Annotated in this window: 21 protein-coding genes and 1 pseudogene; 14 read left to right on the plus strand and 8 right to left on the minus strand. The window is 41.6% G+C overall.

What is annotated here, in order from left to right:
- The first annotated feature begins 53 nt into the window (after positions 1–53).
- The 4 genes from V7O62_RS00090 to V7O62_RS00105 all read left to right on the plus strand — a co-directional run bounded on the left by V7O62_RS00090 (position 54) and on the right by V7O62_RS00105 (position 5,298).
- The gene (locus tag V7O62_RS00090) at positions 54–1,544 is read left to right on the plus strand and encodes a replication factor C large subunit (protein ID WP_406656978.1); all 1,491 of its coding nucleotides are present in this window, start codon (positions 54–56) and stop codon (positions 1,542–1,544) included.
- A gap of 455 nt (positions 1,545–1,999) precedes the next feature.
- On the plus strand, positions 2,000–2,233 hold the full coding sequence (locus V7O62_RS00095) for an Lrp/AsnC ligand binding domain-containing protein (protein WP_406656979.1): 234 nt from the start codon (positions 2,000–2,002) through the stop codon (positions 2,231–2,233).
- Between the two features lie 87 nt (positions 2,234–2,320).
- The gene (locus tag V7O62_RS00100; protein ID WP_406656980.1) at positions 2,321–4,183 is read left to right on the plus strand and encodes a DNA topoisomerase VI subunit B; all 1,863 of its coding nucleotides are present in this window, start codon (positions 2,321–2,323) and stop codon (positions 4,181–4,183) included.
- 5 nt (positions 4,184–4,188) lie between these two features.
- Positions 4,189–5,298 (plus strand): DNA topoisomerase IV subunit A, encoded by a 1,110-nt coding sequence (locus V7O62_RS00105; RefSeq protein ID WP_406656981.1) that lies wholly within the window; start codon positions 4,189–4,191, stop codon positions 5,296–5,298.
- 14 nt (positions 5,299–5,312) lie between these two features.
- On the opposite strand, the gene V7O62_RS00110 is transcribed toward V7O62_RS00105, so the two are convergent.
- A complete protein-coding gene (locus V7O62_RS00110; protein ID WP_406656982.1) occupies positions 5,313–6,014 on the minus strand; it encodes a tetratricopeptide repeat protein in 702 nt (233 codons plus the stop codon).
- Between the two features lie 89 nt (positions 6,015–6,103).
- Between V7O62_RS00110 and V7O62_RS00115 the strand changes: the two genes are divergently transcribed.
- Both V7O62_RS00115 and V7O62_RS00120 read left to right on the plus strand, forming a co-directional pair.
- The gene (locus V7O62_RS00115; RefSeq protein WP_406656983.1) at positions 6,104–7,189 is read left to right on the plus strand and encodes a mechanosensitive ion channel family protein; all 1,086 of its coding nucleotides are present in this window, start codon (positions 6,104–6,106) and stop codon (positions 7,187–7,189) included.
- 101 nt (positions 7,190–7,290) lie between these two features.
- Positions 7,291–7,491 (plus strand): annotated as a pseudogene (locus V7O62_RS00120) (DnaJ domain-containing protein); the annotation flags it as partial.
- 321 nt (positions 7,492–7,812) lie between these two features.
- Here V7O62_RS00120 and cutA read toward each other — a convergent pair.
- Positions 7,813–8,118, minus strand: coding sequence for a divalent-cation tolerance protein CutA (gene cutA, locus V7O62_RS00125; protein ID WP_406658308.1), 306 nt, complete (start codon positions 8,116–8,118; stop codon positions 7,813–7,815).
- 55 nt (positions 8,119–8,173) lie between these two features.
- Positions 8,174–9,097 carry a PstS family phosphate ABC transporter substrate-binding protein gene (locus V7O62_RS00130; protein WP_406656984.1) on the minus strand — a complete coding sequence of 308 codons (924 nt, stop codon included), beginning with the start codon at positions 9,095–9,097 and terminating at the stop codon, positions 8,174–8,176.
- 153 nt (positions 9,098–9,250) lie between these two features.
- On the opposite strand from V7O62_RS00130, the gene V7O62_RS00135 reads away from it, so the two are divergent.
- From V7O62_RS00135 to V7O62_RS00155, 5 genes are all read left to right on the plus strand, one after another.
- Complete coding sequence (locus V7O62_RS00135) at positions 9,251–10,186, plus strand: PhnD/SsuA/transferrin family substrate-binding protein (RefSeq protein ID WP_406656985.1); 936 nt, start codon at positions 9,251–9,253, stop codon at positions 10,184–10,186.
- A 2-nt stretch (positions 10,187–10,188) separates the two neighbouring features.
- Positions 10,189–11,994, plus strand: coding sequence for an ATP-binding protein (locus V7O62_RS00140; RefSeq protein WP_406656986.1), 1,806 nt, complete (start codon positions 10,189–10,191; stop codon positions 11,992–11,994).
- Between the two features lie 51 nt (positions 11,995–12,045).
- Positions 12,046–12,561 (plus strand): DUF6141 family protein, encoded by a 516-nt coding sequence (locus tag V7O62_RS00145; protein ID WP_406656987.1) that lies wholly within the window; start codon positions 12,046–12,048, stop codon positions 12,559–12,561.
- 168 nt (positions 12,562–12,729) lie between these two features.
- Positions 12,730–13,044 (plus strand): hypothetical protein, encoded by a 315-nt coding sequence (locus V7O62_RS00150; protein WP_406656988.1) that lies wholly within the window; start codon positions 12,730–12,732, stop codon positions 13,042–13,044.
- Positions 13,045–13,217: 173 nt separating this feature from the next.
- Positions 13,218–13,637: a hypothetical protein gene (locus V7O62_RS00155; protein ID WP_406656989.1), complete on the plus strand. Its 420-nt coding sequence runs from the start codon at positions 13,218–13,220 to the stop codon at positions 13,635–13,637.
- Here the strand turns inward: V7O62_RS00155 and V7O62_RS00160 are convergent.
- Positions 13,634–14,848 (minus strand): hypothetical protein, encoded by a 1,215-nt coding sequence (locus tag V7O62_RS00160; RefSeq protein ID WP_406656990.1) that lies wholly within the window; start codon positions 14,846–14,848, stop codon positions 13,634–13,636. The two genes, V7O62_RS00155 and V7O62_RS00160, sit on opposite strands and share 4 nt — an antisense overlap.
- Before the next feature lie 328 nt (positions 14,849–15,176).
- On the opposite strand from V7O62_RS00160, the gene V7O62_RS00165 reads away from it, so the two are divergent.
- Complete coding sequence (locus V7O62_RS00165; RefSeq protein ID WP_406656991.1) at positions 15,177–15,548, plus strand: response regulator; 372 nt, start codon at positions 15,177–15,179, stop codon at positions 15,546–15,548.
- A gap of 9 nt (positions 15,549–15,557) precedes the next feature.
- Here V7O62_RS00165 and V7O62_RS00170 read toward each other — a convergent pair whose 3' ends face one another.
- The 3 genes from V7O62_RS00170 to V7O62_RS00180 form a co-directional block, all read right to left on the minus strand.
- Positions 15,558–16,040, minus strand: coding sequence for a hypothetical protein (locus V7O62_RS00170; RefSeq protein ID WP_406656992.1), 483 nt, complete (start codon positions 16,038–16,040; stop codon positions 15,558–15,560).
- A gap of 137 nt (positions 16,041–16,177) precedes the next feature.
- Complete coding sequence (locus V7O62_RS00175) at positions 16,178–16,825, minus strand: NAD(P)H-dependent oxidoreductase (RefSeq protein WP_406656993.1); 648 nt, start codon at positions 16,823–16,825, stop codon at positions 16,178–16,180.
- A 144-nt stretch (positions 16,826–16,969) separates the two neighbouring features.
- Entirely contained in the window at positions 16,970–17,845 is an 876-nt protein-coding gene (locus V7O62_RS00180; protein ID WP_406656994.1) for a hypothetical protein, read from the minus strand.
- A gap of 172 nt (positions 17,846–18,017) precedes the next feature.
- Between V7O62_RS00180 and ala the strand changes: the two genes are divergently transcribed.
- On the plus strand, positions 18,018–18,998 hold the full coding sequence (ala, locus tag V7O62_RS00185; protein WP_406656995.1) for an alanine dehydrogenase: 981 nt from the start codon (positions 18,018–18,020) through the stop codon (positions 18,996–18,998).
- A 20-nt stretch (positions 18,999–19,018) separates the two neighbouring features.
- On the opposite strand, the gene V7O62_RS00190 is transcribed toward ala, so the two are convergent.
- On the minus strand, positions 19,019–20,083 hold the full coding sequence (locus V7O62_RS00190; protein ID WP_406656996.1) for a hypothetical protein: 1,065 nt from the start codon (positions 20,081–20,083) through the stop codon (positions 19,019–19,021).
- Positions 20,084–20,448: 365 nt separating this feature from the next.
- Between V7O62_RS00190 and gyrB the strand changes: the two genes are divergently transcribed.
- A complete protein-coding gene (gene gyrB, locus V7O62_RS00195; RefSeq protein WP_406656997.1) occupies positions 20,449–22,353 on the plus strand; it encodes a DNA topoisomerase (ATP-hydrolyzing) subunit B in 1,905 nt (634 codons plus the stop codon).
- Positions 22,354–22,356: the final 3 nt, after the last annotated feature.

Genomic DNA, 22,356 nt, shown 5'->3' on the forward strand with positions numbered 1-22,356 from the left:
CAAAGATGTGCAAACATTAATTACTTTTCCTGAATATCGGATAATGATCTCTTATGACTGTGAGTATGGAATGGGCAGAAAAGTATCGACCAAAGACACTTGCTGATGTAGTAGGTCATAAAAAACCTGTTGAAGAATTGCGCAACTGGGCTGAGAAATGGGTTCACGGTATTCCCGATACGAGGGCAGTTATCCTGCAGGGTCCGGCCGGGATCGGTAAGACCTCTTCTGCTCATGCACTTGCCATGGATTTCGGATGGGAGGTCATTGAGCTCAATGCCAGTGACCAGAGGACTGCCGGTGTCATTGAAAAGGTTGCAGGCTCAGCCTCACAGATGCGTACGTTAACCGGAGTATCCGGGAAAAGGCTAGTAATTCTTGATGAAGCGGACAACCTTCATGGAAACAGTGACCGTGGCGGCTCACGTGCGATAATCAATGTGATCAAGGAGACAAGTCAGCCTATAGTATTGATTGCCAACGACCTTTATGGCATATCTTCCTCACTGAGGGCGCTCTGTCAGGAGATCAAATTCAACTCCATGCAGACACGTTCCATTATTCCGGCTCTCAAGAATATTTCCAGAAAAGAAGGTGTCATGTGTGGTGTTGGAGTAATAGAAAAAATCTCTGAGAATGCGGACGGGGATTTCAGGAGTGCTGTCAACGACCTGCAGGCAGTCGCAATGGGACGCACTGAGATTAACATTGAAGACATATCGACTGCAGAACGCGATAATAAAGAGTCGATTTTCAGGGTAGTCGGGAAGATCTTCAAGGGTAAGGATATTACGCCTGCTCTGGAAGCCAGTTATAGCCTGGATGAAACGCCTGAGGATCTGATCCACTGGATAGATGAGAATCTGCCTCATCAATACACTGGCAAGGGCGAAGAAAAACTGACTCCCGATATAACTAATGCTTATTTCTATATCTCAAGGGCTGACCGTTTCCTCGGACGTGTCCGTAGAAGACAAAATTACAGGATGTGGAGGTACGCCAGTGTGCTTATGACTGGCGGTACCGTAGTCTCCAAATCAAGGATTAGGGGTGGCTTTGTGAAATACCAGCCTCCGTCTCTCTGGAGAAAGATGGGTCAGATACGTTCAAAAAGAAACATGCGGGACAATATTGCTGCAAAGGTAGGTACTCATTGTAATGAGTCCATGAAATACTCCCGTATGGAACTGAACTCGGTTTATTCTACTTTACTTGAAGACGATGACTATGCCGTTGATGTGGTTGCAACACTTGGCCTCGATGCTGACGAACTTGTGCAGATGAAGGGGAGCAAGAAACTGACAAAGAAGCTCCAGGAGATCTATGACCGTGCCCAACAACTGCGTCCGGATACATCATCAGACGTTGAGTTCTTCGGGAAACCTATGGAAAAGACTCTGAAGAAAAATCCTGATCAATTGAGCCTGGATGCTATCGCGATTCCTGAGTCACAATCTGATGACAATGCCGATGTTTTCGAAACAGTCACATCTGAGAAGAAACCCGTTGCTGGAAAGCCTCAAAAGACTTTATTTGATTTTTAGGCTGCTCCTGGTCAGACTCATCATTTTTTAGTGAAATCCTTATTTAGTCAATTTGTTCCTGAAGAGCCTTCCGGATTATATTTTGCATGTGTAACTTATACTTACAATATTTCTATCTCTTTGAGAATGATTAGCACATAATCTCATAATATTCTAGTTGCCAGAAAAAATTGTATCACGTTTTTAGTGGAGTATGAGCGGGTTGGGGAGTGGGGGTTATTGTCAAAAAGAGGATAACCCGCTCATCTAATTTCTAAATAGTTTGTATTGTATATATACGTTTTGGCACTCATCATCATTATGATGAGATGTTTGTTTCTTAACTGGGTTGCTTGATTGTGTTTCTTATATATTTGTCCTCTTTTCTTGTTCAACTTTAGCACATCTCCAATGTTTTATTATTTTATAAGAAACGAATAAATATCTTGCAGTCCACTCAAGTGTCGGTGATAAAAATGGTGATCGGAGTCACGATGACGAATGTTTCGCCCGGAAAGGAAAGGGCCACATACAACGAGCTTAACAAAATCGAAGGTATAAAAGACATTTATCATGTTTTTGGAGAATATGATTTCGTAGTTATAATCGAAGTTGACGATCTTGGACGTCTCAACAATATCGTTGACCAGATCCGTGAAACCAGTGATGTGACTGCAACCCAGACAATTGTCGGTGCAGAGCTGAAATGATTTTTAACACAAATTTATATTTTCCACGTTATTTATTTATCTTATTACTTTGATGTTCTTAGCAACATTAAAGAGGATGATATCTTTATGGTAGCCCCAATTGCAGAAGAACTCGCGAAGAGTCAAAAATCCATCAGTGTCGCAGAATTCTTTGAGAAGAACCGGCAGATACTGGGTTTTGATTCAGCTCCACGCAGCCTTATAACAACTGTTAAGGAGGCTGTAGACAACTCCCTTGATGCCTGTGAAGAGTCAGAAATCCTGCCGGATATCCTGCTACACATAGAGCGTGCCGGCAAGGATAACGTTGTCATAATTATCGAGGATAACGGCCCGGGTATAGTAAAGGAACAGATTCCCAAGGTGTTTGCAAAGTTGCTTTACGGTTCAAGGTTCCACGCACTAAAACAAAGCCGTGGACAGCAGGGTATAGGGATTTCCGCATCTGTCCTTTATGCACAACTGACATCCGGCCATCCGGCCAAGATCATCTCAAAGATAGATTCCAGTAAACCTGCTCATAATTACGAACTGATGATAAATACCAGTACTAATGACCCTGAGATACTGAAGGACAACATTGTGGACTGGGATCGTCCTCATGGAACGCGTATAGAGCTGGAAATGGAAGCTTCCTATGTCAAAGGAAGACGTCAGTCGATCTACGAGTATCTGAAAGCTACTGCTATAGTGAATCCTCATGCAAGGATAACATTAGTTGAACCTGATGGTAATGAGGTAATCTTCGAAAGAGCAACGGATAAAATGCCGATTCCTGCAAACGAGATTCTTCCTCATCCTCACGGCATCGAGCTTGGAACACTTATGAAGATGCTTCGTTACACCGAACGTCAGAAATTGTCCCCCTTTTTGCGCTATTCTTTTTCCAAGATCGGTCACCTTACAGCAGAGGAGATCTGCAAGGCTTCAGGCCTTGATCCCGAATTTGATCCGCATGAACTTAACAGGGATCAGGCAAGAAAACTCCTGGATGCATTCTCAAAAGTAAAGATAATGGCTCCTCCGACTGATTGTCTTTCTCCCATAGGTGAAGATCTTATCTACAAAGGACTTGAGAAAGAGTTCAGTGTAGATTTCATAGCAACAACCACACGCTCTCCTTCTGTGTTCTCTGGAAATCCCTTCGTTGTTGAGGTAGGCATTGCTTACGGAGGCGAACTTCACAAGGATGATCGCATTGAAATCATGCGTTTTGCCAACAGGGTTCCCCTGCTTTACCAGCAAGGTGGCTGTGTGACCACTCATGCCATTGAATCTATTAAATGGAAACAGTATGGACTCAACCAGCCAGGTGGAGGAATACCAAGCGGTCCTGCTGTCATCCTGGTTCATGTAGCTTCTACCAATGTCCCGTTCACTTCCGAATCAAAGGATGCCGTTGCAGAGATTCCCGAGATCAAAGATGAGATCGAACTGGCGGTAAAAGAAGTTTCAAGAAAGCTCAGTCGCTTTTTGAGCAAGCAGGACTCATTGAAAAAACGCCGTGAGAAAGAAGTCATCATCAAAAAAGTGTTGCCAAAAATGGCCCAGAAACTTGCTGTAACACTTGACAAGGATGTTCCTGACATAAACCCTGTAGTTGCAAAAGTGATGGGTAACCTGCTGGTCGACAGGATCATAGAGGGCAATGGTGATGGCAATGCCAGTGTCTCGATACGTGTGAAGAACTATTCGTCAAAGAAGTGTGAATTCAATATCCATGACATGCTGCCATTCAAAGTAGAGGGGGCTGTCCCGGAACCCAAGGTAATATCCATGGGTAGTGATTACGATCATGTATGGAAGATGAGTGTTTCTCCCGGTTCTTCCAAAGTCATTAATTATTCTGTAGCAACTCTTGACGAGAATGAAATATCCCGTCTGCCTTCACTGATTGTGGAAGGACTTGATGAGGAACTTGTAACCGGTGCAAAGGCAATAAAGGGATGAGATAAATGGCAGGAAAATTATCAGAGCAAAAAAAAGAGCACGATGGCCTCGCAAAGAACCGTCTTCTGGGAATGGCCGAGAGACTTTACACCCAGTTCGTTGAAGGGGCTGTGCCGTCTGTCAGTTTGCCAACCCGTACGAAGAAGAACATCGAATACTGTAATGACAGTGATGTTTGGGTCTACGGTGATCGTGAGACCGAAAGAAGTGCCAAGACTGTAAAAGGGGCTTTCCAGCTCCTAAAGACCACACATGTTGTGGACTTCATAGTGAACAATCATCTTGGACAGAACCGCGGATCAACATTGAGGGAGTTGTACTATATCTCTGAAAACTGGGATATTGCAAAATTCCGCGAGCAACCGGAAAGTGACAGGCTCATCGAAGACCTGGAGATCATCTCCGGTCTGCAGAGGGAATATTTCCACATGCGTCCGGAAGAGGACGGTGCTACAATGTTTGGTCCCATAAAGATACGTGAGGAAACAAACCGTGGCGACAGGATGATTCACTGCCAGGAAGATATCGGTGAGAGTGGTTATCAGATACCCTTCAATGTTGAGAACATCGAGTTTCTTGAGCATGATGCGGATTTCATCATAGCCGTGGAGACTGGTGGTATGTACGCGAGGCTGATTGAGAATGGTTTTGATGAAAAGTACAATGCTATACTTGTTCACCTTAAAGGCCAGCCCGCAAGATCTACAAGACGTCTTATCAAGCGCATGAATGATGAATTGAACATACCTGTTACCGTATTTACTGATGGTGATCCCTGGTCATATCGTATCTTTGCCTCGGTTGCATACGGTGCTATAAAGAGTGCCCATCTCTCGGAACACATGGCAACTCCGGGCGCTCACTTTATAGGAGTCCAGCCTTCTGACATTGTAGAGTACGAACTTTCCACTGACAAACTGACTGATAAAGATGTAAGCGCTCTTAGGAGTGAACTCACCGATCCGCGGTTTGAAAGTGAATACTGGAAAGAGCAGATAAACCTTCAGCTTGATATTGGCAAAAAAGCTGAACAGCAGGCCTTTGCAGGAAAAGGTCTTGACTTTGTGACAGATACCTACTTGCCGGATCGCCTCGCAGCACTTGGGGTTATCTGAACACTTAATTATTCTCAAATTGTTTTTCCAGGCTTGAAATGCCTGCAGATGGCAGTCTCTGAAACTGCCATTCCTTTTGTTTTTGAGTACTTGCACACGTTACTTTCCTGAAACGAACAGGTCCTGCAGCAGTAGATACGTCGGCTGAGCTTATCCTGTATTGCTTTTTCTTTAATGAGATCTTCCCCGAAACCTTTGTGGTACTTGATCTCTCTCTGGTTAAATTTCATGGAATAGGCAAGTAAGGTGCTGACAGCAGGTGGCTGCCATTCTGTGTAAACAATGTTGACAGCAAGTTTTCCGGATGGTATCTTTGCTTTCTTCCGGGATGGTTCTTCATGTGTTTCCATCAATCTTATTATGTCTTCCTGAAGCTTTCTTGCTTTATCATGATCCGGGTCCTGTTTGAGTGCCTCTTTTGTAAAGTTAAGGGCAGCTTCATACTTGCCCAGGGATTCCAGTGCAAGGCTTTTATTATACAATACAGGAGCAGGTTTTGACAGGTTTCCGGGGACAAGTATCCTGTCATAGCACCTTATAGCTTCTTCGAACTCCTCCTTTTTGTGATGAAGCATGCCTTTGTTATTCAGCGCTACAACATCATATGGATCAAGTTCGAGAGCAAGATCGAAAAAATGCATTTTTCTTTCCGGATCTTTCTCTTTTACTCCCTGCAGAGTCCATTTTCTCGAGGTTATTTGCTCTTTTTTTCTCATTGGTGGCTGTATCCTGGGACTATTATTTCATACTTTTTACTGTGATTTGACTGAAAAAATATATATATTAAATAATCGAACGTTGACTTATGTTCTTGAATGAGACTATTCCTCTCTATATTGCCGAGCTCACAGGCTATTGGCCGGGAACGTCCGAATCGAATCTGTCTGCAGCAATTGTAGTACTGATTGCTTCGGTCGTGCTCGCCTTTTTGGCTGACTTTGTTTTTGAGAAGGTGTTCTTACACTATGCATCAAAAACCCGCTACGAAGGTGATGATCTCATTGTTTCCGCGCTAAAAAAACCGATATTTTTTACCGTCGTCCTCATCGGATTTTTCGTAGCTGCTGAACTGTTATACATGGGTAACTTTGCAATTGAATTTATTGCGGCTATACTATTCACATTCCTCGGAGTTGTCTGGATTTTATCACTTCTTCAGGTCAATAAGATACTTTTCCAGCATGTATTTTCCAGTTTTGTGAGAAAAACCGAAACTAAAATAGACGACGAACTCCTGCCATTGCTCAAGAACATCGTTAGTGTTCTTATAGTCTTCTTCGGCTTTCTTGCAATACTCAAGGGTATCTGGGACTTTGATGTCGGTCCCCTGTTCGCATCTGCCGGTCTTGTCGGACTTGCAGTAGCCTTTGCAGCACAGGATTCCATAGCCCAGTTGTTCGGCGGGATCTCAATATATTTTGACCAGCCGTTCAAAATAGGTGACAGGATCGAGATTGATGGTGGAGAGATAGGGATTGTACAGGAGATTGGTATCAGAAGCACACGTATAATGAACCTGTATAATAATATGATAGTGATTCCTAACAGTACTATTGCAAACAGCAGGATCGTAAACTATACTTCTCCGGAGGCAACAATGATGGTGAAAGTCACAATAGGTGTTGCTTATGGTTCGGATGTCGAGAAAGTCCGGGGTGTTCTTTTTAAAATCGCACACAGTATAGATGTTGTGCTGGATGATCCTGCGCCTTATATAAGGTTCGATAACCATGGTGACTTTAGCCTTGACTTTGCCATGATAATGTGGGTCCGCAACCCCGGTCAAAAGTTCACTGTCATTGACCAGGTGAACACAATGATAAACCGGGAATTCGAGAAAGAGGGTATTGATATACCATTCCCTACACACACCATACTCAACGGGAGTTAACCATAACTCCTGTTTCTATTAGCTTCCGGTATTTTCATAGATTTGCGATATATCTTTTAATGAGAAAATGTAATTGTTAGTTGAGAGATGGGTAGAACCTAATGAGTACGCCTGATTATTACACAGTCCTGGGCATATCATCGGATGCTTCTGCAGATGAAATCAAAAAACGATATCGTGACCTGATGATAAAATATCATCCTGACAGGAATCCCAGTAAGGATGCCGAAGAAAAATCAAAACGGATAAATGAAGCTTACACTGTACTTTCGGATCCGGTGAAGCGTGCAGAGTATGATCGCAGGCAATCTGTGCCCTGGCAGTATACGCAACGACGAAATAATTACGGGGCTAGTGGTCGGCGGACTTATACATACAGGACTTACACGTATAGGACATATCGTCCTCCTCCAAGCGGCAGAAATCCGCGGAAAAAGAAGCATTCGAATCCTCTTAGAAGCATTCTCAGCTTTTTCCTGAAGGTAGTACTGGTTCTAATAATCCTGTGGGTATTACTGAATTTTGCAATTCTTACTATAGGGGTAGTCCTTGCACTACTAATATTCTACCTGTTGTGGATATTCCTTTCTCAGTTACTGTACTTACTTTACGGAAGGAGGTAATCATTCCGTAGAGTCTGCTATCCAGTGGAGGTAGTCAGGGTCCCCCTCTATTTTCCTTGAGACTATGGCGGGAAGTTCATAGCTATGTAATGATTTTATAGTACTCCTTATCTCTTCGAAATGTCGGGATGTGCTTTTTATGGAAAGTGCTATTTCGTTATCTTCCTCAATCTTCCCTTCCCATTTGTATACTGAAACAACAGGATACATGTTAACACAGGCTGCCAGTCCTTTTTCCGTGAGAGTATGTGCTATTTTCCTGGCTTCTTCCATATTTGCCGCTGTTGTATGGACTTCAATGAACATATTATTCACTAACGTCTATTTGCGACTGGACATTAAACAGTTTTCCCGGTGAGTTTCATCTCACCGGAAGGTATCCGACGTTGGAAACGATTTCCTGTCCTGTATCACTTAGAACAAAATCAATATATTCTTTTGCAATTCCCTCGGGACGGCCATTAGTATAGTATTGCAGAGGTCTGGAAAGCGGATATGTCCCTCCTCTTATCAGTTCTGCCTCCGGGTAAAAGACATCTTCCTGAACGCCAAGTCCCAGCATTTTAACACTTTCATCCATGTATGCCAGTCCTATATATCCTATGGCTGCAGTGTCTGTTGAAACGTCGCCTACAACGGCCTCAGTATTTGGTTCGGTGATTGCACCCTGAAAGTACTCTTCGTCAAGAAGCACATTTTCCTTGAAGAATCCGTAGGTTCCTGAACTGCTGTCTCGTATAAGGACTTTAATCTCTTCGTCATTGCCTCTGAGATCCTTCCAGTTTGTGATTTCTCCGGTGTAGATCCTCTTGAGTTGCTCGATACTCAGGCTTTCCAGAGGGTTGTCCTTGTTGACGATTACGGATATGCCATCCCATGCTATGATGGTCTCTATAGGTTCTATGCCTTTATCAGCTGCGGTTTCAATTTCCGATTCCTTGATTTTTCTGGAGGCCATGGCTATCTCGACCTCTCCTTCTATGAAACTGGCAATTCCAAGTGAAGAACCTCCGCCGATTATGATTATCTCATGCTCGGGATGCAGTTTCATATAAGCTTCCGATTCGGCATTAGAGACGGGTAAAATAGTGTCAGATCCCTTGATGAATATCTTGTTGTTTATGATGGCTGCATTGTCATGTGTCGTTGGTACTTGAGTGTCTGCTCCATCTTCGTTTGTAAGAGTTTCCTCTTCAGGAGAATCAGATTGGAATGCAAGGAATAGGGCAGAAAGCAATACTATGCTTACAGTAATCAACAATATGTATTTATGCTTGGGGATCAATTTAACCCTCCTTTGCTACATACATTGTATTATCTATATATATAAGTTTCTTTGTTACTTGTATAATGTAAGTTTTATATAGTTTGATTGCTTGCATGTTATTTAATTATTTGAGTATATACTGCGTACAAAAATGCTGTTGTGGAACTCAGAATGAAAAAACAGACGCTGAACTATGACAAGTACTTGTTAATGATTTTTATTCTTGCATCTCTTTTAGCCATAACGGCTTCTAGCGGGTGTTTTGAAAAGGAAGAAGTTTTGCAGATATCTCTTGAGAAAACAGAGGCTTTGGAAAACTCTGATACAAGTAGCAGGCCAGTTCGCCTGGGTGTTTTCTCGATGGCCTCTCCTAAAATTACAATGGAATATTACCAGGATTTCCTTGATCATCTGTCTGAAGATACCGGCCTGACTTTCGAACTTGTCCAGAGGGATAATCCTGCTGAAATTAATTATCTTCTGGAAACAAGATACCTGGATGCAGTGTTTGTCAGGGAAGACGATTATCTCAAAGGTCATAAAGACTTTGGAATGGAGATCATTGCAGTGCCTGTTACTCATGGTGACATCCATTATTCTTCATACGTGATCACAAGGTCTGATGATGAGATAAATTCGCTGGAGGATCTGCGCAACAAAAGGTTTGCGTTTAACAGTTATCGTTTTAACAGGGGAGAGGTTGTTCCCGAGTATATGCAACATGTGATCAAAGAATCTCCTGATTCTTTCTTTTCCAGCTACATCTACAGTAATAGTCAGGATAACTTCATTGACATGATCATACAGGGGACTCTTGACGGTGCCGAAGTTGATTGTATCATGTGGACATATGTTGTGGACAGCTCAACTGACTATTCGTCTGAATTGAAAATAATCCATTCGTCTCCTCCACAACTTGTCCCTACATTTGCAGTACATCCGGACGTTGATAGTGAATTAGAGGACAAGATCAAGACTTCATTGCTTAAGATGCATGATTCTCCCGAAGGAATGACTCTGCTGAAAAAAATGGACTTCAATATGTTCGTTGAAATAGACCACGATACATACACATCAAATGAATACAGTTCCTTAGGGGCAAGATGAGCATGGAAAAAGTATCACCGGAACTAACGACATATTTTGATAATTTAAGCATCAGGACAAAGCTGATTCTCAATGTAGTCTTTATTATTCTGATACTTGGTGTTCTGATGGGTTCCTATCTGAATGTTGTGCAGACAAGTATGATGAAGTCGGAACTGAATGAGAAGGGTATCTCGCTTACACGAAACCTGGCAGAGAACAGTGTGAACCCTATTCTCACGGATAACCATGTTCGTCTTCAATGGCTTGTGAAAACAATAAAGGAAAGTGAATCAGAGGTCATATATGTGTTCATTGTAGATGAACGCGGGGAAGTAATGGTCCATACGTTCGACGGGGGTTTTCCGGTGGATTTGAAGGGAATAAACCCTGCACTTGGAAGAACCAGTACTCAGATGCTTGATAGTGAAGAGGGATATATCATGGACATCTCCTATCCTATACTGGACGGAAAAGCAGGGGAAGTTCATGTGGGTATGTCCCAGGAAAGTATCGGAGATGCTGTGGAAAAATTCACGATGATCCTTGCAGTGTTTGTTCTTTTGCTGATGCTCGCGGGTTCCGGTATTGCATATTTCTCGGGCTCAGTTATCTCCCGACCAGTCATGGAACTGAAAGAAGGTGTGGAAATTTTCGGTGAAGGTAATCTCGATTATAAAGTAAGCATTAGTTCCCGCAACGAAATCGGCCAGCTTGCTGATTCTTTCAATAATATGGCAGAGCACATCGGATACCTTATCGCTGAAAAAGAAAAAGCTGCCCGGGAAATACTTGATACCAGGAACTATCTCACAAAGGTGGTTTCCGGGAGTCTTGACGGGATAGTTGTTACCGATGATAATGGTAAGATCGAATTTGCCAATGAGGCATTCATACAGATTGCGGAATCCGGGAAAGATGATGTCATAGGGCTTGATCTTTATTCTTTTTTCAGTGAAAAAGACGAAGACCTTAAATCGGTTTTAGATGATCCTGAGGGTAATACTACTCTTGTCCATGAGCTGGGTTTCACTACTCCTGGGGGTAAGATGAAATCTGTTATTCTGAGCATGGGCAGTGTGGAATATCGCAATGAAGTCAAATATGTTGCAGTTGCAAAGGACGTAACTGAAATAAAAAAGCTCGAACAGATGAAGCATAATATCATTGCAAACATATCTCATGAATTGCGCACTCCCCTGAACATTATGAAAGGATATGTGGAAATTTCAATGGATGAGTCTGATGAAGAAAAGAGACGTGGCTACCTTCAAAAATCACTGAAAGCTCTTGAGAAACAAAACTGGATGATCCAGGATCTTTTGGAAGTTGCCCGAGGTGAGGGCGAACTCGAGGAGTTGGATATCGTGAAGACAAATGTCAATGGAATCATCGAGATTGCCTGTAGAAGTTTTAACGGGAAATTTGATGCCTCGGGTGTAAACGTCACAAAAAAGCTTGATGAGGATCATTTTGTAAAAGCTGATCCTGAGAAACTTTCATATGCACTTACCAAAATCATCGACAATGCCCTGAAATTTACGGAAAAAGGGGGTCACATTGAGATTGGTACAATGCATGATACAAATAGCACGGTGGTTTATGTCCGGGATACCGGAACTGGCATTCCTGAAGAGCAATTGGAACATATTTTCGCAAAGTTCTATCAGGTTGATGGTACTTCAACCAGAAAGTTCGGTGGAAACGGACTTGGGCTGGCTATAGTAAAAAATATAATTGATCTCCATGAGGGCAAATTGTGGGTGGAATCCGAACAAGGTGAAGGAAGTACCTTTTACTTTAGTGTTCCTCATTTTGCCGACAATTGAAATTTAAAGCCAGTCATTGAAGTTTTATACGTCTTTTTACATCTCTTGAATATGGTCGATGAAGATATCATTTTTTTCAGAGAGCAACAAAAGTTTGACCAGCTATGGCTGTGGTTGCTTGTTTTGCTGCCTGTGGCAATTGTCTGGTACGGTGCCATACAGCAACTGGTATTTGGAGAAGCCTTTGGAAACAATCCGACATCAGATAACGGAGTGCTATTTCTCCTTGTTATATTTGGTGTCTTGCTCCCTGTTTTCATGCTATCTATAAGGCTGATTACGGAAGTTCGTAGTAGCGGCCTCTACATTCGTTTTTATCCCTTCCATCTTTCTTTTAAAAAATATCAGTTTGAAAGCATTAAATCCTATGAAGTATGCCAATATAACCCGTTGCGTGATTATGGAGGTTGGGGTATACGTTTCGGTCCGAAAGGCCGGGCTTACAATGTCAGTGGTAATAAAGGAGTTCTACTTGAGTTTCGCAACGGTAAGAAGTTGATGGTCGGCTCTCAAAACCCCGATGAGTTGGCAGCAGCAATATCTCGTGGGATGGGCTCTTTCAGATAATATGACTTTTTGTGCTTATCTGCCTGTATTAGTGTTTGATGTTTATTATTTGATATTCTAAACACCAAACATGTTTTGTTGTATATATTTGAGTAAAGATTTTACCGATCTTCTTTGTTGCGGACTACTACAGGCCAGTTATTTATCGGATGCATTGAATGAACTGTTATGGTAGAGGATCTGGTTGAGTTCCAGGATGAAGATTTCGAGTTTGCTGATGCTCCTATGTCAAAGGACTTCCTGATTCATGTTTTCAACAATTACGAGTTGAAATTCATCGCTTACTTCGGAGGAGATTTTTTTTACGTGGAAATGGTCGATGGGGAGCCTTTTGTACCTATTTATGGGGGCATGTACTATGTTGATGAAGTTGAGTTAATAATGGATTTCATGGTCAAGGAGCGAATAAATATTATCAGGTATGAAGAAGGCACTTTGCTGAAAAATTCCTCTGCTGAAGTTCCAGACCTGGGTGATCTATGATATGCAGGGAAATATGTGCTTTTCCATAAATGTATGAATTTTCATACGCCATTTTTCAGTTCATAATTAGTGTGATACAAAGTTGTTAACATATCATAAAATTAAGGCGGAGTATGCTTCTTTTCTGGTGTAAAATAGATTTTTATATTTTGAAATCCTACTATGCTCATGGTGTGGGAATGAATATACTCTACAATTTAAGGGAATGGATATGTGATTGTGATAGATTCCTGTTTCTGGCCGAGGTCCACTATCACAATGAATCCGTTGCTCCGTCAAAACACCAGTTTAGTCATGATCTCAGCGGACAGATGCTTGAGGAGTTAATTTCCAGGACAAAAATTGAATGTGATAAAGCTTCTTACTGCATCAGTTTCGATTGCTGCCTTTCGCCAGATGAATTTGTTTTTCTCAGGGAGACACTTGATAATGTTAAATCTGAGAACTGGGAAAGGGTAGATGTAGAAAGCGTCCTTCGCTCACAGGAGATGCTACATAAGCTTGCAGAAGCCCTTGATAAGGACATCATGAAAACGTATGAACTGAAAGGTTTTCCTTCATTGTATAATGTCTGTGGTGTAAGGTACCTTTAAGGCAGTTTATTTTTTTCTTTCCTGATCTGTGATGACGAAGTTCCGTCATCTTTGTACTTGCTGAGTTCGATCACTTTGAAAGTATCCTGAATATCCTTATCTAATGTGAACTCTACGTTTTTCCTCTGGAATACTAAAAATTGTACTTTCAGAGACTTAAAATGTTCTAGCAGGCTTTTCTTTGTCTCCCCTCTTCTATAATATTTTTCGTTGAATGTCCGGTTAAGGGTGTCTGCTCCAATCAGGAAGCAACAGTCAGGAAATAATGTTGCCTTTTCAGCGAAAAAAGGAGCATTTGTGATGTAAATATCTCCTATGAAATCTTCAGACATGTATTTTTCAAGAGAATTAAGCCTGTATTCCAGAGAAATGAAGTCAATAGGTGGCTTATCTACGTTTGCAAGTGAAATTTCCAGACAGACCGGGAATCTGGATATTCTGAATGCCGTTCTTGCGATTTCAATGTGATTTTTATGGCATGGATTAAATGAACCGGCAAAGATCATTCTGGGTTGTGAACTCTTATCTTTGAGAGGGCTGCTTATGTTTATGGAATGTTTCTCTGCCTTCTCACCTTTTAAAAGCGTGTTTACCAGCAGGTTACCTATATCAGGATTAACCTCTGCGGTTTTGGTGTCGGCTTCATTTAATTCCGGAATCAATGAAGGGGGAATGAAGGTATTCTCAACATCTACATTGCAAAGCTGTGCTATCCTGTAAATAACAAATAAGGATGTTATATCTTCTTCTTCCTCTCTTGTCCTTTTCTTCAGCAGGGTCAAGCGGGTTGAAGTTGTTTGCAGGAAAGACTGGGAAGCAAAATAGACCTCATGTTTTCTTCCTTCTCTTTCATTGTCGCTTGTGACAAGTTTGCAGGTGACTCCAATACCGATGATGTTTCGTGTATCGGTGCCCTTTTCCTTATGGTTGATTTTTAGGGCCCGTTCAAAGGATGCCATTGCCATTTCCCTTGCAGTTTCCTCGGAGCAGTAATTGCCAGGTTCTCTGCCGATAAAATCTGTGAGGGCATTTTTGTCATAAGGTACCAAAGCCTCAAGCAAAGTAGCCGAGCCACCGCCGTACCTGAGTATTTTGTCGATAGCACCACTCCCTCCTCCTGTTATAGAAAGTACTATCCTGCTTGGAGATTTATGTATTTCCTGGATGATTCCTAGAAACTTTTTTTCCACGATATCCATATTCTTTTCCAAATGAGCACCTGTGAAGCCTGAATACCTTTTATTGATATGTTTTGAACTGATGTCTTCTTTTGCTGTCTATGTGACAGGTTTCTGTATTAATATGGTAATGTTAATGAAGTTTATGGGGTTATACAGTGCTTGTATTTGTTGGCTATATGAAAATCTATTTATATTATAAAGATCAGCATATAATATTGTAAAATATAATGATGAGTGTTTATTGCAGGACTTACTGATGTATAAATCCGGGTATGTGGTTTGTGCATTTTATGTCTAATTGTTTTACTCGCTGGCTATATCATATACGAAGCATGAAAAAATTTGGGAATTGAATAAAATGGTGCAGATACTTGTGGTTGAAGACAACCCTGTGAATATGGAACTGACAGTTGATCTTCTGGAATCATATGGCTATGCTGTCGTACAGGCAGAGGATGGATTCGTTGCCCTGGAAAAATTGAAAGATGAAGATGTAGATCTGATTCTTTTGGACATACAACTTCCTAAAATAGACGGGCTGGAATTGCTCTCCAGAATAAAAAGTGACGATTCGACTAAGGATATACCTGTCATAGCTTTGACTGCGCATTCAATGCGTGGAGACGACGAGCGTTTTATTGCTGCCGGTTGCATTGACTATATATCCAAACCAATAGATATCAAGGGTTTTAAAGAAAAGCTGCAGTTTTATCTGGGCATGCTCAACTGAATGATAATATCATTCTGAAATGATATTATCAGTTGTCAGCTCAAAAGTTTCCTCAATGCCATTGATATTTACCGTATAGACGCCTTTTTCAAGTCCGTAGACATCAAGATCAATCGTCTGCTCAAAGGGTTCGATCGCTTCGGTGCACATGGCGTCCTTGGGTCGAATTGTCCTGAGATTTATGTCGAATGTATTTCCTTTTCTTTCAATTGTCGTATTAGCTTCATCTATTTCAGTACAGCCATCAGGAAGATATCCGGTTGCGACTGCTTTTATCTGCACAGGAAATGATTCAAGAATTAGTATCTCGACTTCTTCGACAACAGCATCGTCATAAATGTATTCATTACTGCTATTTCCTTCTGTATTGTTTAACCCCGCGCCATCGTCTGACAGATCTTCTGCACATCCGAGTGAAAATGTTGCTATGACCACTAATACTATAGTGACCAGGACCATTATGCCAATAAAGGTATTTCCACTGTTACTCATAGGCCTCCCTCTTATTTTTATTTTATAGAACAGTCTTCTTTATATTAATCTCTTGTTTAAACTACAAATTGATTTGAAGTCTTCCATGTCCTTTTTCCTTTAATATGCCTTTAGCAGTTCAGAATGAAATTTTTGTTTTATGTGAAAATAGAATTAAGTTTTTCCACATAACTGCGAACTTCCTCTCCGACTCTCTCCTCCGACATTTTTCCTGCTCCAAAAACAATATGTGAAGGCAATACTTCAAGGCCTGCATACTCAAGTGTACAATGTGTAATGTACCTTAGAAGTTCATGTATGTCTCCATGCTGTCCTCCCTTTGAGTACCAGGACTCTTCGGCACCTGTGCTTATCACAATCATTGCTTTTTTCCCCTTAAGCAGGCCGGTCTCGTAAGCATTCTGGTTTACAGGATTAAAAGCAAACCCTGGGGCAAAGATTCTGTCTAGCCATCCCTTCATAATTGCAGGCATGCCTGTGAAATATATGGGGAACTGGAATATGATCATATCAGCCCATTTGACTTTTTCCATTTCATTCATAATATCCAGAGCAAAAGTGCCTTTTTTGCTGGCGTTCATTTGTTCCAGAAAAGGATTGAAAATGTCCGTCTTTTTTGGCTGCAGGAAATCCGCCCTGTCAAGAACCGGTTTAAACTCCATCGCGTAAAGGTCGGAGAGTCGTACTGTATAGCCCTTCTTCTCAAAGGAGGTTATAGCTGCCTCCTTTAAGGTCGAGTTAAAAGACTTTGGCTCCTGGTGAGCAAAGACATACAATATATTCATAACAAACCCCATCTAAATTCTGAATTTTTCTTATATATTTATTTGGGTACTTTGCCAGTTGAGTACTCTGGTTGCAGAAACCATAGGATAAGTCGTTATTTTTATATGAAAGTCAAAAAGTATTCAGGAAAGGTAACCGGTTTTTCAAAAAGACGCTTTTTCTCTTAGGATCTGTTTCATACTCAGGAGCATTTCCACAGTTTCTTCAATCCTGTAACTGAGGATATCTTGACGCTCAGGTATTATTATCCCGGAATGGGATGTCGGCTTATCTTCATATTTCATGCGTTCAAGTGCAATGAGAATCTCATCGACGACACTAGCCTTGAAAGGTAATTCCTTTTTCTTTTTAGCAAAGGTTTCCGAGAGAATATCAAGGTCTTTGAAACTCTGATTCTTTATGTCAAAATACAGGGAAATATTTTCATCCGATGTAGGTGGGAAAATGAGCCTAAGTATATCAACAAGGAGATTTTCGATGAGCTTTCGTGAAAGTAAGAATGTACTGATGAACATTCCAAGCCTGAAAGTAGAGTTCATCTCAACCTTGAGGCTGTTATAATGTTCTTCCCCAAGTTCAATCTCAAGAATTGTATTTTTATTGTTTTCCTTGAATGAAGTCTGATCAGGATATATTGGATTTATCCTGACGAATTTCTCAAGATCGAACGAGAACTCATCTATACGTGAAAAAGCAGACCTGAGGATCTCCATCTGTTCTTTCAGTCTTCTGGAGGTCACTTCATCGGTATAGTTCCTTGATTCGTTCTCCAGATGGATACCGTGGATGTAGTCCTGTACCGTATATGTGTATTCATTGATGCCCGAGCGCTTGTTTGTACTAAAAAGGCTCTGGAACCTGTTGTATCTGTCCGGTATGAGATCACGGATTACCGCCCGTGATTGTTTATACCACTTAGTGTACCCGGAAATGAAACGACTTCTGTTTCGGGCATATTCCTTTGAGTTCCAGGTATAGTTCTGCTCCAATATGTTCAGAAGCTCGCTAGCTTCATTCATTAATTTCTGAATTTCTTGTTTTGAAATTCTAGCTGTGTCTTCTTCCATAAGAGTTCTGATATATATTAAATTGATATTATATATTTATGTTTGCATGAATATAGGTGCATTCCATAATTGTTTTATCCTATGATACTCAAACTTTCCACTTATATTTTAAAAAGTGGTACTTATGGATATCTTGTGGCTAAATCAATCAGATGTAAAGGGTGTGCTTGACATGTCCTCAACGTTACTTGCCGTTGAATCCGGTTTCAGGGAACATGGATTGAATAAGGTGCAGATGCCTCCGAAATCTTATCTTTACTTCAAGAAGCACAATGGGGACCTGCGTACAATGCCCTCTTTTATGGAAGAACAGGACATTGCAGGTGTCAAGATCGTTAATGTACACCCCGAAAACAGAGAAAAAGGACTTCCTACCGTGATGGCCGTCGTCGTACTCAATTCAACCGAGACGGGAGCACCTCTGGCAATAATGGATGGCAGCTATCTAACGGATATGAGAACCGGTGCTTCAGGCGGTGTTGCAGCAAAGTATCTGGCCCGTCCGGATTCAAATGTGGTCGGAATGGTAGGCTTGGGTGACCAGGCACGTACTCAGTTATGTGCTCTCTCGAAGGTCATGGATATCGAAGAAGTTAAGATCACATGCAGGAAACCAAGTAGTTGTGATGCTTTTGTGAAGGAAATGCAGCCGTTTGCAAATTGTGACTTCGCAAAGAAAGACAGCATAAAAGAGGTTTGTGATTGCGATATCCTTGTTACAACTACTCCTGTAAGAAATCCGATTGTGATGTCCGAATGGGTACAGGAAGGTACGCATATCAATGCCATCGGTGCAGATGCTATGGGGAAGCAGGAACTTGATTCCTCTTTGCTCAAAAGGTCAAAGGTAGTTGTTGATGATATCATCCAGGCATCACATTCAGGCGAGATTAACGTGCCTGTTTCTTCAGGTATCTTCTCAAAAACTGACATATACGCCGAGCTGGGAGAGGTTGTCGCTGGTATCAAACCCGGCAGGGAATCCGATGAAGAGATTACCATATTCGACTCTACCGGCCTTGCGGTGCAGGATCTTGTAACTGCGAACATGGTCTATGAGAAGGCTCTGGAAAAAGGAATGGGGAAGAAGCTGGAACTATTCTAACCTGGATTAGTAGGTTTGGCTCAGGCTGTTATGAAACCTATTCCGTAATATTCTTCTTTGTACTTTACTGCTGAAGTGCCATTAAGCAATTTAATTGTGCGCTCCCATTCCCCGGTACTTGCATCTACGTAACTCTGGGTCTCGATAGCTTCTTTGAGTGCAGGATAACTATCAAGCTCTTCTTCCTTGATCGCTACAAACTCCTCAGGTTCTTCCTGCAGCAGGTATGCATCTATTTCCTTGGAGTTCATGTGTGAATATGCTCCCATTGCAAAGAACAAAACAGATATAATTACAAGCGCTGCAAAGGAGATTGAAAATGCTTTTGCAATAAACATTCCTGACTTTTCTCCTGATGCAAGTACTCCTGCTTCGAACAGGATGAAGTAAATGAGGAACATCAAAAAGATCGACTCTGGCGGATGTATGCCTCTGAGAATGAATCCACTCAGGTAAAAAGTGAGTATGCCTATCATGAAAAATGTCAGGTAAGTCTTCCTTGAATCAGGTTTATGAGCCCGTTTTTTGACAAGTGCTACTACAAAAACGATTGACACTAAAAAAGCTACTAGTTGAATGATCATCATTATTGCCTGGCCGTCGTAACTTTCCTCCAGTACCAGGTACTCAACACCATCACCATCTTCTGAAGTTCTGTAGCTTTGAGAAGCCTGCAACTTCAATATCTCATTAGTGATTGCATCCTTGTCTGACAATGGATGTTTTCCCGGCTCACCTACTGCCACCCTGAATGCATTGCTTTCCAGGTCTGTCTCTTTCAGCATGAGGATTGCTGTTTCGTTGACAGAAAATCTTGCCTCGTCTTCCGTATCCAGATTAGTGCCAATTCCTGTCTTGATTTTGATTGCTGGGGATGATATTGGATTCATCAGCCATTCATGTGCTTCCACAGTGATTATAGAATAATCATAGTAGCTTTGAATCTCAGTGACAGTTCCTATTACTATCCTGTCAGAATGTTCTACCTGATATGATATCTCTGCGGATTCTGCTGGAAGTTCTGCACTTGCTGTTGGAATAACTAATAATGCTATTATCAATGAAATAATAATTTTTACTAACAAGATGGATGAAGATAATTTTTTCATTTATTTTCTTTCCTGTTTTTAATTACAAGAATCATGATAATTTAATATTTAATTAATGTTTACTTACACTGTATCATATTATATTTTCTGGCCATATCTCCGGCAATCATTACTGTTTAATTCTGTTAATTGTACTCAGTAACCTTTTTTTTAAGCTGATTTATATAAACATTTAATAAGAATGAATGCATATATGCAGCCAGAGAATTTTTTAGAGAAAAATGAAGCTAGAGAATTGAAACAAATCTTTCTTTAACTGAGTTTGAGGGATGAACGAGTACACATTTTGAACGTAAGTAGCGTATAATTTTGATTATATTTTTTAGGGAGACATAGTAGATATGGTAGAAAAACAGGGCTATGATGCAAGTAATATTCAGGTCCTTGAAGGGCTCGAGGCTGTTCGCAAGAGACCCAGTATGTATATAGGCAGTATCGATGGCAGGGGCCTGCATCATCTGGTATATGAAGTTGTGGACAACAGTATTGATGAGGCACTGGCAGGGTACTGTTCCCAAATAGATGTGACCATAAATCCAGAGGGAACTATCACGGTACAAGACGATGGTCGTGGAATTCCTGTGGGAATGCATTCAAAATACAGGAAATCAGCACTTGAGGTCGTAATGACAGTTCTCCACGCAGGAGGAAAGTTTGATAAGGACACTTACAAGGTTTCCGGTGGTTTGCATGGTGTAGGTGTTTCTGTTGTTAACGCACTCTCTGAGTGGATGGAAGTTGAGGTCAAGCGTGATGGAAAGATTCATTTCCAGCGCTATGAGCGTGGGAAGCCTCTGGATGAAGTGCTAGAGATCGGTGAAACGGATGGTACTGGAACAAAAGCCACGTTCATGCCTGATTCTCAGATTTTCGAGACCACCAACTTCGTCTATGAGACACTTGTAACCAGGCTGCGTGAGCTTGCCTTCCTTAACAAAGGTATCACAATAAACATTTCCGACATGCGTGCTGAAGAAACACAGCAGGATAACTTTCACTACGAGGGTGGCATAGTTTCTTTCGTAGAACATCTTAATCATAATCGCAATGCTCTACATGATTCTCCCATTTACTTTGAACGTGAGAAAGAGGGAACTGCTGTTGAGATTTCCATGCAGTACACTGACAGTTATGCCGAGTATGTATACTCCTTTGCAAATAACATCAACACCCATGAAGGTGGTACTCACCTTGTTGGTTTTAAGGCTGCCCTGACAAGAGTTGCAAACGACTACATCAAAAAGAACAAGATGGGAAAGGGTGATGTCAAACTCTCAGGTGAGGATATACGTGAAGGCCTTACATCTATCATCAGTGTTAAGCTGACCGAACCGCAGTTCGAGGGGCAGACCAAGACAAAGCTCGGAAACAGTGAGGTTAAGGGAATCGTTGAATCCATGGTATCCGAAGGTCTTTCCGAGTACCTGGAAGAGAATCCAAAAGTTGCTACGGCTATACTCCAGAAAGCACTGGATGCTCAGCGTGCAAGGGAAGCTGCGAAAAAGGCAAGAGAACTTACCCGGCGAAAGAGTGCCCTTGATGTTAGTACACTACCGGGAAAGCTTGCGGATTGTTCCGAGAAGGACCCCTCCCTCTGTGAAGTATACCTAGTTGAGGGAGACTCTGCAGGTGGCTCTGCAAAACAGGGACGTGACAGGAAGTTCCAGGCAATTTTACCTTTCAGGGGTAAGATAATCAACGTTGAGAAGGCACGTCTTGCCAAGGTGCTGAAGAACAATGAAATACTTTCTCTCATAACTGCCATGGGTACCGGAATCGGTGATGAATACAATCTTGAAAAAGCCCGCTATCACAAAGTCATAATAATGACTGATGCGGATGTAGACGGAGCTCATATACGAACTCTTATTCTTACTTTCTTCTTCAGGCACATGAAGCCATTGATAGATGCCGGTTATGTCTATATAGCACAGCCTCCGCTGTATCGCCTGAAGAAAGGCAAGATAGAACATTACGTTTATTCCGACAGGGAAAAAGATACCAAACTGAAAGAAATTGGTGAGAAGGGTGTTTCTATCCAGCGTTACAAGGGTCTTGGTGAGATGAATCCTGAACAACTCTGGGAGACTACTATGGATCCGGATACCAGAACACTGCTACAGGTAACTATGGAAGATGCAGTAGCTGCAGATGAGATGTTCTCCATTCTAATGGGAGATGATGTGGCCCCACGTAAGCATTTCATCACGACACATGCAAAGGATGTCACAAATCTGGACTTGTGAGGT

This window comes from Methanolobus sp. ZRKC2 (assembly GCF_045291185.1).
Lineage (GTDB): Archaea > Halobacteriota > Methanosarcinia > Methanosarcinales > Methanosarcinaceae > Methanolobus.

Coding starts and splice junctions, on each gene's coding strand:
- V7O62_RS00090 (WP_406656978.1), top strand. CDS start 54: ATGACTGTGAGTATGGAATGGGCAGAAAAGTATCGACCAAAGACACTT.
- V7O62_RS00095 (WP_406656979.1), top strand. CDS start 2,000: ATGGTGATCGGAGTCACGATGACGAATGTTTCGCCCGGAAAGGAAAGG.
- V7O62_RS00100 (WP_406656980.1), top strand. CDS start 2,321: ATGGTAGCCCCAATTGCAGAAGAACTCGCGAAGAGTCAAAAATCCATC.
- V7O62_RS00105 (WP_406656981.1), top strand. CDS start 4,189: ATGGCAGGAAAATTATCAGAGCAAAAAAAAGAGCACGATGGCCTCGCA.
- V7O62_RS00110 (WP_406656982.1), bottom strand. CDS start 6,014: ATGAGAAAAAAAGAGCAAATAACCTCGAGAAAATGGACTCTGCAGGGA.
- V7O62_RS00115 (WP_406656983.1), top strand. CDS start 6,104: ATGTTCTTGAATGAGACTATTCCTCTCTATATTGCCGAGCTCACAGGC.
- cutA (WP_406658308.1), bottom strand. CDS start 8,118: ATGTTCATTGAAGTCCATACAACAGCGGCAAATATGGAAGAAGCCAGG.
- V7O62_RS00135 (WP_406656985.1), top strand. CDS start 9,251: ATGAAAAAACAGACGCTGAACTATGACAAGTACTTGTTAATGATTTTT.
- V7O62_RS00140 (WP_406656986.1), top strand. CDS start 10,189: ATGGAAAAAGTATCACCGGAACTAACGACATATTTTGATAATTTAAGC.
- V7O62_RS00145 (WP_406656987.1), top strand. CDS start 12,046: ATGGTCGATGAAGATATCATTTTTTTCAGAGAGCAACAAAAGTTTGAC.
- V7O62_RS00150 (WP_406656988.1), top strand. CDS start 12,730: ATGGTAGAGGATCTGGTTGAGTTCCAGGATGAAGATTTCGAGTTTGCT.
- V7O62_RS00165 (WP_406656991.1), top strand. CDS start 15,177: ATGGTGCAGATACTTGTGGTTGAAGACAACCCTGTGAATATGGAACTG.
- V7O62_RS00170 (WP_406656992.1), bottom strand. CDS start 16,040: ATGAGTAACAGTGGAAATACCTTTATTGGCATAATGGTCCTGGTCACT.
- V7O62_RS00175 (WP_406656993.1), bottom strand. CDS start 16,825: ATGAATATATTGTATGTCTTTGCTCACCAGGAGCCAAAGTCTTTTAAC.
- V7O62_RS00180 (WP_406656994.1), bottom strand. CDS start 17,845: ATGAATGAAGCTAGCGAGCTTCTGAACATATTGGAGCAGAACTATACC.
- ala (WP_406656995.1), top strand. CDS start 18,018: ATGGATATCTTGTGGCTAAATCAATCAGATGTAAAGGGTGTGCTTGAC.
- gyrB (WP_406656997.1), top strand. CDS start 20,449: ATGGTAGAAAAACAGGGCTATGATGCAAGTAATATTCAGGTCCTTGAA.